This window comes from Niallia sp. FSL M8-0099 (assembly GCF_038006945.1).
Lineage (GTDB): Bacteria > Bacillota > Bacilli > Bacillales > Cytobacillaceae > Niallia > Niallia circulans.
This window is the reverse complement of the sequence record NZ_JBBOWF010000001.1, coordinates 1563093-1580849: the sequence shown is the minus strand read 5'-3', so window position 1 is coordinate 1580849 and position 17757 is coordinate 1563093. Positions and strand designations below refer to the sequence as shown.

Annotated in this window: 15 protein-coding genes; 4 read left to right on the top strand and 11 right to left on the bottom strand. The window is 37.2% G+C overall.

Going from position 1 to position 17757, the window contains the following annotated elements:
- Positions 1–498: 498 nt before the first annotated feature.
- Together mutL and mutS are read right to left on the bottom strand one after the other, a co-directional pair.
- On the bottom strand, positions 499–2415 hold the full coding sequence (gene mutL, locus NSQ92_RS07345; RefSeq protein WP_328283417.1) for a DNA mismatch repair endonuclease MutL: 1917 nt from the start codon (positions 2413–2415) through the stop codon (positions 499–501).
- A gap of 171 nt (positions 2416–2586) precedes the next feature.
- Positions 2587–5205 (bottom strand): DNA mismatch repair protein MutS, encoded by a 2619-nt coding sequence (mutS, locus tag NSQ92_RS07340; RefSeq protein WP_341152511.1) that lies wholly within the window; start codon positions 5203–5205, stop codon positions 2587–2589.
- A 306-nt stretch (positions 5206–5511) separates the two neighbouring features.
- Here mutS and NSQ92_RS07335 point away from each other — a divergent pair, with 306 nt between their 5' ends.
- Complete coding sequence (locus NSQ92_RS07335; RefSeq protein ID WP_095257593.1) at positions 5512–5736, top strand: excalibur calcium-binding domain-containing protein; 225 nt, start codon at positions 5512–5514, stop codon at positions 5734–5736.
- 100 nt (positions 5737–5836) lie between these two features.
- Here the strand turns inward: NSQ92_RS07335 and NSQ92_RS07330 are convergent, their stop codons facing one another.
- The gene (locus NSQ92_RS07330; RefSeq protein ID WP_047940078.1) at positions 5837–6388 is read right to left on the bottom strand and encodes an outer spore coat protein CotE; all 552 of its coding nucleotides are present in this window, start codon (positions 6386–6388) and stop codon (positions 5837–5839) included.
- Positions 6389–6727: 339 nt separating this feature from the next.
- Here NSQ92_RS07330 and NSQ92_RS07325 point away from each other — a divergent pair, with 339 nt between their 5' ends.
- From NSQ92_RS07325 to NSQ92_RS07315, 3 genes are all read left to right on the top strand, one after another.
- A complete protein-coding gene (locus NSQ92_RS07325) occupies positions 6728–7147 on the top strand; it encodes a hypothetical protein (RefSeq protein ID WP_047940077.1) in 420 nt (139 codons plus the stop codon).
- Between the two features lie 35 nt (positions 7148–7182).
- Positions 7183–7491 (top strand): hypothetical protein, encoded by a 309-nt coding sequence (locus tag NSQ92_RS07320; protein ID WP_047940076.1) that lies wholly within the window; start codon positions 7183–7185, stop codon positions 7489–7491.
- 109 nt (positions 7492–7600) lie between these two features.
- Positions 7601–7954 carry a hypothetical protein gene (locus tag NSQ92_RS07315; protein WP_047940075.1) on the top strand — a complete coding sequence of 118 codons (354 nt, stop codon included), beginning with the start codon at positions 7601–7603 and terminating at the stop codon, positions 7952–7954.
- A 121-nt stretch (positions 7955–8075) separates the two neighbouring features.
- Here the strand turns inward: NSQ92_RS07315 and NSQ92_RS07310 are convergent, their stop codons facing one another.
- The 8 genes from NSQ92_RS07310 to NSQ92_RS07275 all read right to left on the bottom strand — a co-directional run bounded on the left by NSQ92_RS07310 (position 8076) and on the right by NSQ92_RS07275 (position 17739).
- On the bottom strand, positions 8076–8459 hold the full coding sequence (locus NSQ92_RS07310; RefSeq protein WP_047940074.1) for a RicAFT regulatory complex protein RicA family protein: 384 nt from the start codon (positions 8457–8459) through the stop codon (positions 8076–8078).
- Positions 8459–10009, bottom strand: coding sequence for a tRNA (N6-isopentenyl adenosine(37)-C2)-methylthiotransferase MiaB (miaB, locus tag NSQ92_RS07305; protein WP_047940278.1), 1551 nt, complete (start codon positions 10007–10009; stop codon positions 8459–8461). Before miaB ends, NSQ92_RS07310 begins: the two co-directional genes overlap by 1 nt.
- 332 nt (positions 10010–10341) lie before the next feature.
- The gene (locus tag NSQ92_RS07300; protein WP_095257531.1) at positions 10342–11265 is read right to left on the bottom strand and encodes a dipeptidase; all 924 of its coding nucleotides are present in this window, start codon (positions 11263–11265) and stop codon (positions 10342–10344) included.
- A gap of 505 nt (positions 11266–11770) precedes the next feature.
- Positions 11771–12031, bottom strand: coding sequence for a stage V sporulation protein SpoVS (gene spoVS / locus NSQ92_RS07295; RefSeq protein ID WP_016201204.1), 261 nt, complete (start codon positions 12029–12031; stop codon positions 11771–11773).
- A 185-nt stretch (positions 12032–12216) separates the two neighbouring features.
- Positions 12217–13014: a TIGR00282 family metallophosphoesterase gene (locus tag NSQ92_RS07290; protein WP_047940072.1), complete on the bottom strand. Its 798-nt coding sequence runs from the start codon at positions 13012–13014 to the stop codon at positions 12217–12219.
- A gap of 141 nt (positions 13015–13155) precedes the next feature.
- Positions 13156–14724: a ribonuclease Y gene (rny, locus tag NSQ92_RS07285; RefSeq protein WP_047940071.1), complete on the bottom strand. Its 1569-nt coding sequence runs from the start codon at positions 14722–14724 to the stop codon at positions 13156–13158.
- A gap of 553 nt (positions 14725–15277) precedes the next feature.
- Positions 15278–16321, bottom strand: a complete 1044-nt coding sequence (recA, locus tag NSQ92_RS07280; RefSeq protein ID WP_047940070.1) for a recombinase RecA — start codon at positions 16319–16321, stop codon at positions 15278–15280.
- A gap of 176 nt (positions 16322–16497) precedes the next feature.
- Positions 16498–17739: a competence/damage-inducible protein A gene (locus NSQ92_RS07275; protein WP_341152510.1), complete on the bottom strand. Its 1242-nt coding sequence runs from the start codon at positions 17737–17739 to the stop codon at positions 16498–16500.
- Positions 17740–17757 lie beyond the last annotated feature (18 nt).

Here is a 17757-nt window from a genome sequence, read left to right as displayed (position 1 = left end):
CATTCATTATTATATCAGGTTTAACTTCTAAATAACTCAAAAAACGCATTTCTAAGAACAGATAACCAAAAGAACCATAATCAAGCGTGCTATTCGACCTTCACCATGTCTATATTTGGCATTTCCTCTTTCGTTGTTATCTCCCCTTTTCTCTATTCATAGGGTTACAGCTCATTAAACAATAATAAAAAAAGACTCCTCCTTATGGAAGAATCCTTTAAAATACTACATGTCCTTATAAATTGGGTGTAAAAAAGGAACTTAAATCATCTCGTCTAACTAAATAACAACAGCATTTACGTACTTGTTTGATATTATAATAGCCGAAAATAAAAGAATTAGATACCATGGACTTATGTGACACTAATATGCGAGAATCACAAATTGAAATTACACAAATCCATTCTTTATATCTATATCAGACAAGTAAAAGTGTTCAGAATGTGATCAATCTCACCATAACCAGTCTATAAATAAAAGGTTTCTTCTACTAAATAATTACATCACACGCTTAAACATTTTCTCCATCTCATAAGTAGAATAATGCACAATAATCGGTCTACCATGTGGACAGGTAAATGGATCGGATGTTGTCCGAAGTTCGTCCAATAAACTTTGAATCTCGTCGTTTCGTAAATGGCGATTTGCTTTAATCGATCCTTTACAGCTCATCATAATGGCAGCTTCTTCTCGTAAAAGCTTGATATCTACTTTTCTCATGGAGAGTACTTGTTCAATCATTTCCTCGATTGTTTCTTTTTCTTCTCCTTTTGGAAACCATTGTGGATGGGAGCGGACTAGATAGCTTTGCTGGCCAAATGGTTCAAGAAATACGCCTACCTTTTCGAGCTCGGCTTTATTTTCTTCTATTTTTATCCATTCATCTAAGGAATAGTCTAATGTTAATGGGATAAGCATTTCTTGTAATTCCTTATGGACCTCGCCAACTTTTTCCCGAAAAAATTCGTATTTAATTCGTTCTTGGGCTGCATGCTGATCGATAATATAAAGTCCTCTTTCGTTTTGTGCAAAAATATAGGTTCCATGCATTTGCCCAATTGGATAAAGGGGCGGAACTCTCGGCCCCTCTTCCACGTCAGCTATTTCTTCCTCTTCCCATGCTTCCTCTATCTCTTCTTCTGTTGCAGGCGCGGTAGTACTATTCCCTTCCTGTCCAAAGAAAAAGGCTGTGGCATCTGTTATAGTTGATTCTTCATCACTTTCTCCAGATTGCCGACTGCTTGGTGTGTCTTCAAGAGGTTCGCTCCAACTCGGCTTTTCTACTTGCTCTGTTGTTGGATTGGCAAAAACAGAATCCATTTTTGGAACTGATACTGGCATTGCCGATTCGCGAATCGTATCAAAGCTGAAGGCCGCTTGCTCTTCTTTTGGAGCAGGCTTTTTCTCGCGGATAAGTCCTGCTGGAATAAGCTCTTTTTTCTTAAATGCTGCTTTAATCGTATTGCTGACAAGTTCGTATAGCTCTTGTTCTTTACTAAAGCGCACTTCCATTTTTGATGGATGAACATTTACATCAACAAGAATTGGATCCATTTCTACATTTAAAAGAACAATGGGATATCTGCCAATAGGCAATAACGTATGATAGCCTTCCTGAATACTGCGTACAAGAGAATAGTTTTTAATAAAGCGGCCATTAATCATGGTGGAAATATAGTTCCGTGACGCACGCGTAATTTCTGGCAGAGCCATATAGCCACTTAGTTTAAAATCAAGGGTACTTGCTGAAATTGGTATCATTTTTTTTGCTATATTTAGGCCATAAATGCCCGCAAGCACTTGTCTTACATCCCCATTGCCATTTGTATGAAGGAGCTTGCGCTCGTTATGCACTAGGCGAAAGCTAATATCAGGGTGAGCAAGGGCTAGGCGGTTGACGATATCGGTAATATTACCAAGCTCCGTATGAATCGATTTCATATATTTCAATCTTGCTGGCGTATTAAAGAACAAATCGCTGACGATTATCTCTGTTCCCCTTCTTCCCGGCGCGCCTTCCTGTTTCACTAAATGTCCGCCGTTAAGCTCTACTGTTGTCCCTTTTTCTCCAGTAGAAGTGGTTAAAGTGACATGAGAGACAGAGGCAATACTTGGCAGTGCCTCACCTCTAAATCCAAGGGTGCGGATTCGGAATAAGTCATTTTCATCTTTTATTTTACTTGTCGCATGTCTGGAAAAAGCAGTTAAAACATCCTCTTCGTCAATTCCTTGTCCATTATCAAGGATACGAATGCTTTGTAAACCAGCTTCCTCGATAAAAATTTCAATTGAAGTACTTTTTGCGTCGATACTATTTTCTACTAACTCTTTTACAACAGAGGCTGGCCGCTCAACAACTTCACCTGCAGCAATTTTATTCGAAAGTGCATCATCCAGTTGAATAATCTTTGCCATTGTTTCTCCTCTTTTCTTTCTTACTTTTTTCGATCAGGGATAGGGCAGTGTATCAGCTGAAATAGTTGAATTTGCAGCTTTCATCGTTCCTATGAACACCACTTTTTCTAACGCAATTTCATTTCTATGCGTTCATACCACTGGCTTTACACTCTATCACCCTAACCCACTTTATCTATCATTACGGACTTTTTTATGAAGTTCGTACAATGTATTTAATGCCTGCATTGGCGTCATTTCTAATATATCTAAGTCTTTCAGTTTATTAACAATTTGCTTTTCTTTCGTAGAAATCACTTTTTGCGGTTTTTTCTCTTCTGTTTCAAAGAATGATAATTGTGCCTCTTCTTCAGCTATTTCAGCTTTCATAACCGGTTTTTCGATTACTGCCACGGCTGCTTCTCCAGCAAATTGATCCTTTTGCTCAAGGCTTGTTAATAGTTCTTGTGCTCGTTCAATCAATGCTTCTGGCAATTCAGCAAGCTGTGCAACGTGAATTCCGTAACTCTTGTCAGCTGCTCCCTCTTTTATTTTATGAAGGAAAATAACTTTTCCGTTTTGCTCCATTGCGCTGACGTGAACATTGCTTAATGATGGAAGCTCTTCTGCAAGCACAGTCAGCTCATGATAGTGGGTAGAGAATAAAGTCTTCGCACCAACTTCATGATGAATGTACTCAATGATGGCTTGTGCCAATGCCATTCCATCATATGTGCTTGTGCCTCGACCAATTTCATCGAATAGAATTAAACTATTATTAGTGGCATGCAGGAGTGCGTTTCTTGCTTCCAGCATCTCTACCATAAACGTACTTTGCCCGGAAATAAGATCATCGGCCGCTCCTATTCTCGTAAATACTTGGTCAAATAACGGCAGCACTGCTTCATCTGCTGGCACAAAGCAGCCGATTTGCGCCAAAATGCTTGTTAAGGCAATCTGGCGCATATACGTACTCTTACCAGACATATTTGGCCCAGTAATTAACAGCAATTCTCTGTCTTTATGCATGGTGCAGTCATTTGCTACATAGCTTTGTGCATTCATTACCTTTTCTACTACAGGATGACGGCCGTTTTTAATAGAAAGCGTACGATCACTTGAAAACACAGGCTTCACATAGCGGCGATCCTCACTTACTGTGGCGAAACATTGAAGCACATCTAGTGTGCTTACAGTTTTTGCAAGATTTTGTAAGCGTGGAATATATTCTTTAATGGTTTCCCGGATGGTTGTAAAAATCTCATATTCTAATTCCACCATTTTTTCTTCGGCTTGCAGGATTAAACTTTCTTTTTCTTTTAATTCTGGCGTTATATAACGTTCCGCATTAGCAAGGGTTTGTTTACGTTCATACTGTCCTTCTTGTAATAGATGGACGTTTGCTCTTGTTACTTCTATATAGTAGCCAAATACACGATTATAGCCGATTTTCAGCGATTTAATGCCTGTTTTTTCCCGTTCTTCTCTTTCTAGCTGGGCAATCCATGTTTTGCCGTTTCGGCTTGCATCACGGTAACTGTCTAATTCAGGATGGTAGCCGTCTAAAATAATATTTCCTTCTTTAATGGATAACGGCGGGTTTTCAACAATTGCTCGCTCCAGTAAATCAGTAATATCTTCACAAGGATCTAGGTCTTCAGCCAATCTCATTGCTTCCTTTGAACCAAACGATGCAATAATTTGCTGAATGATTGGTACTTGTTGTAACGATTTTTTTAGCTGGACAAGATCCCTTGCATTAACATTTCCAAAAGCCACTCGTCCTGCTAAACGTTCTAAATCATATACTTCCTTTAATTTTTCCCGCAAATCTTGGCGTTCAAAGTAATGTCCAATCATTGTCTCGACTAGATTTTGACGATATTCAATCTCTTCCTTATTTAATAGTGGACGATCGATCCACTGTTTTAAAAGTCTTCCCCCCATCGCGGTTTTCGTTTCATCTAATAACCAAAGAAGAGATCCTTTTTTTCCTTTTGAGCGAATTGTTTCCGTTAATTCTAAATTCCGCTTAGAAAAATAATCAATCTTCATAAATTGATCAATAACATAAGTAGAAACCGGCTGTAAGTGATCCAAGCTTCTCTTTTGTGTGCGATATAGATAATTAAACAAGCGGACAACGGTGCTTCTTAACTGTTGTTCTTGAATACCTTGCAATAATGGTACATGCACATCTTTTTCATCCAGATCATTTTCAATCGAAAGGGTCAATGTACCTCTTTCCTGTAATCGCTTCTGATACTCTTTTGAGAAATCGTCAGAAATTACGACTTCCTTTGCACCTGATAAGGATAATTCATTTAATAGAGAGTCGATTCCCTTAAGAAGAGTTGCTTTGCTTTCCCCTGTCGATAAATCGCTATAAGCAAAGCCAAATTGCTCATCTGCAAACAAAGAGATAGTGGCAATGTAGTTATTTTCTTTATCGGAAAGATTTTTCCCTTCCATCATCGTTCCAGGGGTAATCAGCTGAACGACCTCTCTTTTCACAACTCCCTTTGCCTGTTTCGGGTCTTCGGTTTGTTCACAAATTGCCACTTTATAGCCGCGTTCGACTAGCTGTTCAATATAATTTGCAGCAGAATGATGTGGGACACCGCACATGGGAATTCGCTCTGCTCCCCCTCCTTCTCTGCTTGTTAAAGTGATTTCAAGTTCCTGTGATGCTTTGATGGCATCATCAAAGAACATTTCATAAAAGTCTCCTAAACGAAAAAATAAAAAGGCATCCTGATAATCTGCCTTCACTTGTAAGTATTGTTGTATCATGGGCGTATATGTTGTCATAACTTCCTCCAAAATCCTGTCCAAATCTATTATTCTCCCATTATAACATAAAGAAATAGAATATTTCAGTGGGGGGTGTTGGGAAAAGAACATGAATATCTCTTAAAAATAATTGCTTTTTTTGTGTGAAGTTAAAGGTGATAACTAGTTCATTCCATTTTGCTCCATTCCAGTATTATTTTTAAAAATAATACTAGTAATTCGCGAACAAATCTTTTATAATTTAGCTTGAAATAAAAGTTAATTTTAGGAAAAGGAGCAATTATCTTGAAACGTATTCTATCTATTCTTTTAACGATTGTTCTTATGCTAAGTTTTATGCCACATTCAAGTGCAGAAGCAAAAACAAAAGTTAAAAAGTACAAAAATTGTACAGCCCTTAACAAGGATTATAAGGGTGGCGTTGCTAAATCAAAAAGCACCAAAAATAAAGGTGGAAAAACAAAATACAAACCTTATGTATCTAAAGCCTTATATGACGCAAACAAAAAAATGGACCGTGATAAAGACGGAATTGCTTGTGAAAGATAATCTTCCTGCCTTTTTCTTACGCAAATAGGAAAAAGGCTTTTCTATTATTGATTATGAGGAATCATTAATAGAAAAAAAGACTAGGAAAAGCTCCTAGCCTTTACTCTTCTTCCCCGCCTACAAGGAAGTCTGGATTTAATTCCTCAAATTCTTCATCTTCTACTTCATCTTTAAACCATTCATCGTCATCTTCTTTGCCACATTCGTCTGTGCAAACCTCTACACAGATTTTTGTTTCTCCGATAACTTCAACGATAAATTCTTTTTCTACATGGACAATTATTTTATTGCCATTTGGCGAAATCACTGCTTCAATGCAGTTTGGTTGTTGCAAGACGCGTGCAATTACATCGTGGTCTTCTAAGCAGTCAGGATCACGATATTTTAATTTAATGACATCTGTATATTTTACACGCTCTGTTACTACTTCCGTTTGTGTATTGTCATTATAAGAATACCAAACGTTAATATCAAAGTATCCACTAATTTCTACTGTTTTACCAACCTTTTCTGCTTCATACGTATGGTTGATAATCCAGCAGCCCAAGATACTTGATGGGCTGTTGTCTGGGCAGATGGTATGATTGGATTTTGTAAATTTACGTCCTTTCGCTACGACTGCCTTTGTAATAATCTCTCTATATTCTCCCATGTTCGAGCGAAACCTCCTCATTCATTTTCATTTCATCCTATGCGGGATAGGAGTCTAGTGTGCGATAATTTTTAAAGACGATAAGTAATGCTTAAATCTACTTCATTGTATGTAAAACTTGGGTAAGTGTGCCGATATTAGCGTTTTTTCTAGACATCTATCCTACTTTTTATCGATTCTTAAAAAAACTTTCCAATATTTCTTTTTTTTATGAAAGAACCTTACCATTCAGCTCTTTTTTAAGCTTTTAAAAAAAATATGCGTTTGTATTAATACATTCGCGGATACAGCTTGTTCTAATCTCTATATACTGTAGTATACGGTAAGGGGGTGAGGAAGTTGGCAGGGTTATTTAATAAAAACGATCAGTTTGATTTTAAATTCAATGTTAATGGTAAAGAGGTTACTGGTGAGGACGGAGCTAAATACGCACAAGAATTAATTACTAAATTATCTTCAGAAATGGGTGGATTAGTCCAAAAGTTAACCAAAGGTGTTTCTGAGAATGTAGCTGGAACTACAATGGATGCGATGAAGGAGAAAGTTGCAAGTGCGGTTGATTTAGATTCAATTAAAGAAAAAGTAAAACCACATCTTAATCCCGAAACGCTAAAAAGTATAGTAAGTGAAGACACCCTAAGCAAGCTGCAAGAGAAATTACCTGTCATTGATGCTTCAAATGATGATGGGAACCTTAAATTAAATGTTAACGGCAAGCCTATTTTTTCACTAGATCTTTCAGATTTCATCAAAAAATAAGTAAAGAATCTTTTCTTGAAAGGAGGTGAAGTCAAATGTTGTCTAAATGCACATCTGATTGTCACGAAGGTAAGGGTACTGGCCTTGCTGGTACTGATGTTACTGCTAAAGGTAAAGGCATTGGAAACAAAGGAGCAGAACTTCGCGGATTCACTAATGCTACTCAAGGAAACGGTAACCTAGCTAACCAATTTTCTGCTGCTGGTGCTGCTGGTGGTGCTGCTGTAGGTGTTAACTTATTAAACTTCTTTGTTGGTGGTATTTTAGTTAATGCTAACGTTGCTGGTGCTGCTACTGCTGTATCTTACAACGAAAATAGCCCTGAAATGGTGAATGAAGGTTAATCACCTTTAAGATAATCACTCCTATAAGAGATAAGCATATAATAAAGGGCAACATCTTCTTGATGATTGCCCTTTTCTTTTTACATACCTAATAAAAGGAGGCTAAAGAATGGCTAAAGAAAAAAATATTGGGTTAACTGCCGAGAAATTAAAGGAGCTTGGAGTACCAGAGGAGCTTATCGATAAAATTCTAGAAACAGGGGGGCCTTCTGTTAACACACATGCGGAAGGAGGAAATGGCGGAAGTGCCGTCAGTCTAACTTATGTAGACAATTACTCTGTCTTATTTCTTGTGTATACATTTCTATTGCAAACAGTTAATAACGGAAATGCAAAAGACAAAGAAACGAAACAGCTTAATAAAGCATTGCTTTCAACCTTGCAAACAGCTATGAAGGAACAACAGGAATATCGGAAAGCATTCTTACGGGCGATCAATATTTTAAATAATCAAAACAAGTAAAAACCAAGCAAAAATATGCTTGGTTTTTATTTATATGTTTACATTGTATACCAAAACTGCCAGCGGTACTCTTGAGGATGTTTTTACCCTCTTTCCGCTTGTTTCGGAGAATCTCAGTGTTTTATTGTTCTTTCGTCTTCTCATTAGAAGAAAGAATTTCTGTTTCTACTGTTTCCGCGATCGTTTTTGTTACCATTTGCAGCATATCATTGACAATTTCTTGTGATTCTTTAAATTCACTGACGATTGGCAGTTCATCAATTTCTTTTTGTAAGGCATCAATTTTTGCTTCAGTATCTTTTAAAGCAGCAATTTTGCCATAGTGCTGAAGATTAACTGCTTGTTTTTGCAGCTTTTTAATCTGGGCAATTCGATCATTTACTTTTTGGTTTTGATTGATTTGTTTTTCGGCACGTTGGTAAAATTCCACTTCTTCTGTCTCACGAATCATTTTGGCAAGCTGCTCTGTTCGTTCAATAATTTCTTCTCGTGTGAATTTCGCCATTAGTTTGCCTCAACAGCTTCTGCTTCTAATACCTCAATCATTTCTCCGTTTAATGACCATGTTTTTGCATCGGTAATTTTCACAGAAACAAGTTTGCCAATTGCCGATTTTGGTCCAACAAAGTTTACTAGCTTGTTTTTACGTGTATAACCAGCAAGCACATCTGGGTTATTCTTGCTTTCTCCTTCTACAAGAACCTCTACCGTTTGGCCTTGATAATTCTTCATGGAATTAGCAGAATACTCATTAACTAAAGCATTTAGGCGCTGTAGGCGTTCCTTTTTAACTTCCATCGGAACATTATCTTTCATTCGTGCTGCAGGTGTTCCTTCACGTGGAGAATAGATGAATGTATAAGCCGCTTCAAAACCAACCTCTTTATAAAGAGATAATGTTTCTTCAAATTGCTCATCTGTTTCATTTGGATAACCAACAATAATATCTGTTGTAAGAGTTAAATTAGGAATAGCCGCTTTCATTTTGCGAACTAATTCTAAATATTGCTCTCTTGTATATTTACGTGCCATAATTTTTAACACATCAGATGAACCAGACTGAACTGGTAAGTGAATATGTTCCACTAGGTTACCGCCTTTAGCAAGCACTTCAATTAAATGATCATCGAAATCACGTGGGTGACTTGTTGTAAAACGAACACGCGGAATATCAATTTTGCGCATTTCTTCCATTAAATCTCCGAAACGGAAATCGATATCTGTGAAATCTTTTCCATAGGCGTTTACGTTTTGACCAAGCAAAGTAATTTCTTTATACCCTTGTGCAGCTAAATGACGCACTTCTTGAATAATATCCTCTGGACGGCGGCTTCGCTCTTTTCCGCGAGTATATGGAACAATACAATAGGTACAAAATTTGTCGCAGCCATACATAATGTTTACCCATGCTTTAATTTTTCCATTACGTACTTTAGGAAGGTTCTCGATTACATCCCCTTCTTTAGACCAAACTTCTACGACCATTTCTTTTGACATATATGCTTCATGAAGAATATTTGGTAAACGGTGAATATTATGTGTACCAAATATCATATCTACTTGTGTGTATGTTTTTAAGATTTTGTTTACGACAGATTCTTCTTGTGACATACATCCACAAACACCTATTAAAAGGTCCGGCTTTTCCGTTTTTAAATGTTTTAAATGCCCTAATTCACCAAATACTTTATTTTCGGCATTTTCACGAATCGCACAAGTATTAAGAAGAATAACATTGGCGTCATTGACTGAATCTGTTGCTTCATAGCCTAAAGCTAAGAAAATCCCTGCCATTACTTCTGTGTCATGTTCATTCATTTGACAGCCATATGTACGAATGTAGAATTTACGTCCTTCACCCATTCCGCGGAATTGTTCGGAAATAGAGAAATCCTTTTCATAACGAACTTCTTCTTTTCCTCGTCTTTTTGCATCTTTTAAGGAAGGCGCTTTATATACTGTTTCGAAATATTTGCTATAATCCTTTTCGGATTTTTTGTCCGAAGAATTATTGCTTCCGATTTGTTGTCCTTCTAAACGTTGGTTTTCGTTCATTTCATCTACTCCTCTCTTATCGATGATTTTTATTTCATCCATAAGTTTGTTAAAATACATGTTTAGGCTTCTTATTGATTGGTGTTTCCTTCTCTCCACCCATCAGAGTGAATTGATTAAAGCTGCTTAGACAAGAAAAACATCCATCCATATAATAGCTGCTGTTTCATATGTACTATTCTTTATAGACATATTTTCATTATTCTAGTATAAGCCTTTCATCTTTTGAAAACAATAGCAACGTTTTAAAGATATCATTCTACTATTTTCTTATTGTTTAACTAGAAAGAGACTTTCACCCTCCTCCTCAAAAAGAAGCGGAATGATTTCCTTTATTTCGGAAATCTTTTTGCCATATTCGTATATAAGAATTTTTCTACTTGCGTACTTGTATAATATCTTGTTAGCTCATTTATTAGATTAGGATAATCAGCAGTAGAGGCTAGACCTTTTACCGTTTGGTCGATTCCATCGAAATCGGAACCAAAACCGACATGATCCTCTCCTCCAAGCGAACAAATATAATCAAGATGGCGCAGAATATCTGTAATAGTGGCTGAATTTGTTCCACTTAAAAACTGCGGTACAAAAGTAATTCCGATTACACTGTCTGCTTCTACCATTGCTTTAATTTGATCGTCACGTAAATTACGAGGATGTGGACAAAGATTATATGTATTCGAATGTGATGCATATGGATGATCAGCATGCTCCATAATATCCCAGAAAGCATTTTCCGATAAATGGGAAACATCTACCCAAATCGATTGTTTATTCAAAAGCTTCACTGTTTCTCTCCCGAATAAAGATAAACCTGCACCTCTGGGTTCTAGTGCTCCATCCGCAACAGCATTCGCATAGTTCCAAGTAAGCCCTACTGCTGAAACACCTAATCGAAGCAATGTTTTTAATTTTAGCAGATCTCCTCCAATTGCATCACAGCCTTCCAATGTTAGGAGTGCACCAATTTCTCCATCTTTTAATTCATTTATATCTTTTTGTGAGCGTATAAATTTTAAATCTGAATTCGGCTGTAAGATTTTTTCATAAAAGATATTTGTCATCGATAAAGCTGCTTCAAACCGCATATCAGGATGGACAGATTCTGGAACATAAATAGCAAAGCATTGAATTTTTGCTCCCCCTTTTTGTAAATCTCTCTTCGTCACATGAAGTTTGTTACTATTCTGAAAATTTATTGTTTTATCCATAAACATTTTAAATAATACGTCACAATGTCCATCAAAGTAATTCAAACCATTCACTCCCATACAAAGATGTTCTTTTTATGTAAATCTTGATGGCTATTCCTATCCCTCAAGATATCAATTGACTATAGTTATAAAAAAAGGATGCCTCACTCATTTGGTTTACTCTCCACAGTTTCAAGTAATAGCTTAGGAAAAAGTTTATTCTTCAACTTAATCCTTACTGCGGGGCCTAAACCGTATTGAGGAGACATCCCCCTTCCTTTTTGAAGGTTGCTCTATTCAGGTCCAAAAAGATCAGAGAACACAAACAAGCATACCAATCAGAGAAGGGTTACAGCGAAACTATGATCAGAGAAGATTTTTTCTTCTCCAACTCATCATAGTTAATCATTCAGTACTAAATAGACAGCTGACTTCAAACCTGCTTCTGCGAATATCAAGAAGTTCTGCAAGTTCTGCCGCTTTCCTCTTACTGTCCATTAAGATCAGAATAAATGGAAAAGCATGTAATTACATGCTTTTCTACTTTTTATCAAATCTTGTTTTCTCTTTATCTAGGCTCCACAATGAGCTTGATGGCTGTTCGTTCCTCACCGTCAATGACGATATCAGTGAAGGCAGGGATACAGATTAAATCCACTCCGCTAGGTGCTACAAACCCTCTTGCGATAGCAACTGCTTTAACCGCTTGATTTAATGCACCTGCACCAATAGCTTGGATTTCTGCTCCACCTCTTTCACGTAGAACACCTGCAAGCGCACCAGCTACAGAATTGGGACTAGACTTTGCTGAAACCTTTAATATCTCCATTTCTAGCTCCTCCTTGTTTAACCCCCCCGCATGTTACATTAAGTAATAATGAACATATCAGGATATATATCATTCCAATGTTACTATATTCCAAGTTTCATACACATATTCCAGCTTGGACATAAAAAATTAGAAAATATTTGTTAATGCAAGAAGAGCTAGTTCTCCTAATCATCATCCATTTATTACGAGAAAAATGGATGATCATCATTGATCAATATACGTTCTATTTTCTTTGCTTTCCCAGTCTTTTTATCTACTTCGATTAGACAGCCGCTTAATTGTGCTCTCCCACTCTTCGGCGGCTCGAAGCGTGTTGGCAAATTGGTTAAGAAACGATTCAATACTAATTCCTTCTGCATCCCAAGAATCGCGTCATATGGTCCTGTCATTCCAACATCTGCCATAAAGGCTGTTCCATTTGGAAGAATACGGTTATCTGCAGTTTGCACATGCGTATGTGTTCCCACAACCGCTGTTACTTTCCCATCTAAATACCATCCCATTGCTTGCTTTTCACTTGTCGCCTCTCCGTGGAAATCAACAAAAATAATATCGGTGCGTTTTTTTGCTTCCTCAACTAAGCCATCAATCACGATAAATGGATCATCACTCGGATTCATAAATGTTCGGCCTTGTAAATTGATAACAGCTACTTCAATATCATTAATTTTAACAAATACCATGCCTTTTCCTGGATTATTTTCGGGAAAATTGGCAGGTCGTACTAAATATTTTGCCTGATCGATGAATTCAAATATTTCACGGTTATCCCATGTATGGTTTCCCATTGTTATTGCTTGAGCACCAATTTCCAGAAAGCTTCGATAGATTTTCTCGGTGATTCCTTTTCCGCCAGCAGCATTTTCGCCATTTATAATCGTCATCTGAGGACGGTATTTCTCCTTCAGCTTTGGTACGTACTCTTTAATCATATCTCGGCCCATAGAGCCTACGACATCCCCAATAAATAAAATATGCATGTCTTTTTTCCTACTTTCTAATCTTCACTATGTAACAGTGTAACATATTATTGCTTGCGTTCCTAACTCGATTTTCCTTCTAAAAGCTTTTTGAAAATAATGTTGCCAAGCAATAAAAAAAACGGTGCAAACGCACCGTTTTTATTTTGCATATTCAACCGCTCTTGTTTCACGAATGACGGTTACTTTGATATGACCTGGATAATCTAATTCCTCTTCGATTTTCTTACGAATATCACGTGCTAATCGATGGGATTCTAAATCATCCACAAGATCAGGTTTCACCATGATTCGAATCTCACGACCTGCTTGAATAGCGAATGATTTCTCTACTCCATCATAAGACTCTGAAATTTCTTCAAGCTTCTCAAGTCGGCGAATATAGTTTTCTAATGTTTCTCTTCGCGCTCCTGGTCTTGCAGCTGAAAGTGCGTCAGCAGCAGCTACTAGTACAGCGATAATTGAAGTTGGTTCCGTATCACCATGATGGGATGCGATACTATTGATCACAACTGGATGTTCTTTATACTTGGTAGCAAGTTCGACACCAATTTCCACATGGCTTCCTTCTACTTCATGATCAATTGCTTTCCCTATATCATGAAGTAAGCCAGCTCTGCGGGCAAGAGTTTGATCCTCACCAAGTTCAGCAGCTAAAATTCCTGATAATTGTGCCACTTCCATACTGTGCTTTAATACATTTTGTCCATAGCTTGTACGGAATTTTAGACGGCCGAGAATTTTAATTAAATCTGGATGTAATCCATGAACTCCGACCTCAAACGTAGTTTGTTCTCCGATCTCACGAATATGTTCATCCACTTCTCGGCGAGCTTTATCAACCATTTCTTCAATACGAGCTGGATGAATACGTCCATCTTGGACGAGCTTATCTAACGCAAGTCTAGCAGTTTCACGTCTTATTGGATCAAAACCAGATAAAATTACTGCTTCTGGTGTATCATCAATAATTAAGTCAATTCCTGTTAATGTTTCAAGCGTTCGAATATTTCGTCCTTCACGGCCGATAATTCGCCCTTTCATTTCATCATTTGGAAGGTTAACAACGGAAACTGTAGTTTCTGCAACATGATCAGCTGCACAACGTTGGATTGCAAGTGACAAAATTTCTTTAGCCTTTTTATCTGCTTCTTCTTTCGCTCTAGTGTCACTTTCTTTAATCATTATCGCAATATCATGAGCAACTTCTTGCTCTGTACGCTCTAAAATGATGGACTTCGCCTCTTCTCGGGTTAATCCAGAAATGCGCTCTAGTTCTGTTTGCTGCTTGCGAACCATCTCGTCCACTTTGCTTTCCATCTCTTCCATATGCTGTTGTCTTTTATTAAGAGAATCGTCCCTCTTTTCTAACACTGATTCACGTTTATCTAACGCTTCTCCCTTGCGATCAAGATTTTCCTCTTTTTGCAATAAACGATTTTCTTGTTTTTGTAGTTCATTTCTTCGATCACGAACTTCTAGTTCTGCTTCACTACGAAGCTTGTGAATCTCATCCTTTGCTTCTAACAAAGCTTCTTTTTTCAATGCGTCTGCTTCACGCTTTGCATTCTCCATAATTTGTTCAGCAGTCAACGTTGCATTGCTAATTTTTGCATTAGCATTGGACTTTCGAATAAAATATACAACAAAGCCAACAACGGCAATAACGATTAGAATAAGCAAAATGGAGATGATTTTTATTAAATCCATCATTTTCACCTCCTCTTGCTATCAAATTGTGTTTGTTACGATTTTAAAAGTATTGGCTTAAAATGTTCCTTTTTTCAATCGAAATTTTCCCTAGTCTTATAAAAATGTTTTCTAGGTTTTCATACTTATAAAAATGTAAAATATACAATTCAATTGTATAGTTGTACCAATTTATTGTCAAGACTTTGAACTAGTAGGATTAACCTAATTCTCATTGGCTATCTCGTTATCATTTTCCTCTAACAATTGCTCTTTACTTCCTATATATGTATGAATTTCACCTTATTTAAAGCTAAATCTAACCTATCATCCGTATTATAGTCAGAAACTAAGCTTATTAAACCTGTGGAGACCTATATCCCACAGCCTCTTTAAAAATGCCTAAGTCGATTACAGAGTTTTTTTTACTTTTCAGCTTACAAGATGGCCAATAATTGCGTGTTTTTGGATTAGTTAGCTTCAAGCACACGAATGGTATCGAAACATATACTTTTATAGAATAGTAACAAAAAAGATGGCAAACGGAAAAACCGTCTCCCATCTTTCTTAATGATTAATCGATTAATTCGAATTGTTCTTGGTCGTCATTATCAGGCTGTAATGTTACTTCTTTATCCAGCCCATAATGATCACGAATTTTCTTTTGAATCTCTAAGCGCATTTCTGGATTTTCTTTTAAGAATTGCTTCGCATTTTCACGGCCTTGGCCTAATCTTTCGTCATTGTAAGAATACCAAGCTCCACTTTTTTGAACAATATCAAGTTCTGAACCAAGGTCAATAATTTCTCCTTCTTTAGAGATACCTTCTCCATACATGATATCAACTTCCGCTACTTTGAAAGGTGGTGCTACTTTATTTTTTACCACTTTGATTTTTGTTTTGTTTCCTACCATATCTGTTCCTTGTTTTAACGTTTCAGCACGACGAACTTCTAGTCGGACAGATGAATAGAATTTTAGCGCACGACCACCAGGAGTTGTTTCAGGATTTCCGAACATTACTCCAACTTTTTCACGAATTTGGTTAATGAAAATAGCAATTGTTTTGGATTTATTAATAGCCCCAGATAACTTACGAAGCGCCTGTGACATTAAACGTGCTTGAAGTCCAACGTGAGAATCTCCCATTTCGCCTTCAATTTCTGCTTTTGGTACAAGTGCGGCTACAGAGTCAATAACTAAAATATCCACTGCCCCGCTTCGTACTAAGGCCTCCGCGATTTCTAATGCTTGTTCTCCGGTATCTGGTTGAGAAAGTAATAATTCATCAATATTAACGCCAAGCTTTTGTGCATAAACTGGATCCAATGCATGCTCTGCATCAATAAATGCTGCTTGTCCGCCATTTGCCTGAACCTCAGCAATAGCATGTAGCGCTACTGTTGTTTTACCTGAACTTTCAGGACCATAAATTTCCACAATACGACCTCTTGGATATCCACCAACACCTAGGGCTGCATCTAAAGCTAAAGATCCACTTGGACTAGTAGAAATGACTCTATCTGCTTGCTCTCCCAGCTTCATAATACTACCTTTACCAAATTGCTTTTCTATTTGTTTTAACGCCATTTCTAATGCAGCTTGACGATCACTCAAATACGTTCTCCTCCTTATATAAAAAATGAATCTCACTAATCATGATTCATTCGTTGTTTAAAAGATTATATACTTAATATACCTTTTTTCCTTTCATTTGTACAGTAAAAAATCGAACATTCATTCGTTTTTTTATTTTCCAGCTGAAAGGAAGCTTTTAAGTAAAAGACACCCTACTATTTATCTTCTAACATTTTCAATAAGAAATATTGACCGTATCTCACACTTCGAACTCGATTACTTGCTCTTGTTCCACTTAATGCTAACTTCTCTACTTTTGTCGGCTCCCCGCTTTTAGCAATCCCAATATAAACGGTACCTACTGGGTTTCCTTCTAATTCATTTGGGCCTGCAACACCTGTGAAGCTTATCCCAATATCGGCATTTAATAAACGTGCCACATTCTCTGCAAGCTCTTTCGCACATTGCTCGCTTACCACACCATGTTCTTTAATCGTCGACTCTTTTACTTGCAGGATTTGATGCTTTACTTCATTTGTATAGCAAACAATTCCCCCTTTAAAAATATTCCCAGCACCTGGAATTCCTGTTATCTCCTTCTGAAACAGTCCTCCTGTCAGACTCTCTGCTGCTGCTACTGTTAAATTTTTCTTTAATAAAATATGGGAAAGCTCATTCATTAATGTAGTGTCCTCATATCCATAGAAAAATTCTCCTACGCGTGCGAATATTTCTTCTTCTGTTTTGGCAATCAATTTATCTGCTTCTTCTACAGAATCATGTTTACATGTGATACGTAATGTTACCTCTCCATCTCCTGCGAGCGGGGCAATAGTCGGATTAGTCTGGGCATCAATTAAGTCTTCTATTTTTGTTTCCAGCAGCGATTCTCCAATGCCGAAGAAGCGAAGCACGCGCGAAACGATGACATCTTTGCTTGTCATTTGCTTTTGTATAGCTGGAAATCCATATTTGACAAACATTGGCTGAATTTCTTTCGGTGGTCCTGGTAAAAGCATATAAAAACGATTGTCTTTTTTTAAAAACATCCCCGGTGCCATCCCATGGTCATTTGGAAGAACGTCGCTTCCCTCTAATACCAATGCTTGTTTTTTATTGTTTTCCGTCATAGTGCGTTTCGTTTTGACAAAATAGTCTTCAATGGAAGCTAAAGCTGTTTTATCAAAAACCAACTCTTTCCCTATATGCTTGGCAATCGTTTCTTTCGTTAAATCATCCTTTGTTGGACCTAATCCGCCGGAGAAAATAAGCAATTGCGCTCGATTTTCAGCGATTTTTATCGCTTCCTCTAAACGAGCTGCATTATCTCCAACTACTGTATGATAATAAACATTTACTCCTAAGTCGGCTAAATGCTTGGATATAAATTGAGCATTTGTATTAGCAATTTGTCCAAGTAATAATTCTGAGCCAACAGCAATAATCTCTGCATTCATGTAGTGCTCCCCCTTTTT

Coding starts and splice junctions, on each gene's coding strand:
- mutL (WP_328283417.1), bottom strand. CDS start 2,415: ATGGCAAAGATTATTCAACTGGATGATGCACTTTCGAATAAAATTGCT.
- mutS (WP_341152511.1), bottom strand. CDS start 5,205: ATGACAACATATACGCCCATGATACAACAATACTTACAAGTGAAGGCA.
- NSQ92_RS07335 (WP_095257593.1), top strand. CDS start 5,512: ATGCTAAGTTTTATGCCACATTCAAGTGCAGAAGCAAAAACAAAAGTT.
- NSQ92_RS07330 (WP_047940078.1), bottom strand. CDS start 6,388: ATGGGAGAATATAGAGAGATTATTACAAAGGCAGTCGTAGCGAAAGGA.
- NSQ92_RS07320 (WP_047940076.1), top strand. CDS start 7,183: ATGTTGTCTAAATGCACATCTGATTGTCACGAAGGTAAGGGTACTGGC.
- NSQ92_RS07315 (WP_047940075.1), top strand. CDS start 7,601: ATGGCTAAAGAAAAAAATATTGGGTTAACTGCCGAGAAATTAAAGGAG.
- NSQ92_RS07310 (WP_047940074.1), bottom strand. CDS start 8,459: ATGGCGAAATTCACACGAGAAGAAATTATTGAACGAACAGAGCAGCTT.
- miaB (WP_047940278.1), bottom strand. CDS start 10,009: ATGAACGAAAACCAACGTTTAGAAGGACAACAAATCGGAAGCAATAAT.
- spoVS (WP_016201204.1), bottom strand. CDS start 12,031: ATGGAGATATTAAAGGTTTCAGCAAAGTCTAGTCCCAATTCTGTAGCT.
- NSQ92_RS07290 (WP_047940072.1), bottom strand. CDS start 13,014: ATGCATATTTTATTTATTGGGGATGTCGTAGGCTCTATGGGCCGAGAT.
- rny (WP_047940071.1), bottom strand. CDS start 14,724: ATGGATTTAATAAAAATCATCTCCATTTTGCTTATTCTAATCGTTATT.
- NSQ92_RS07275 (WP_341152510.1), bottom strand. CDS start 17,739: ATGAATGCAGAGATTATTGCTGTTGGCTCAGAATTATTACTTGGACAA.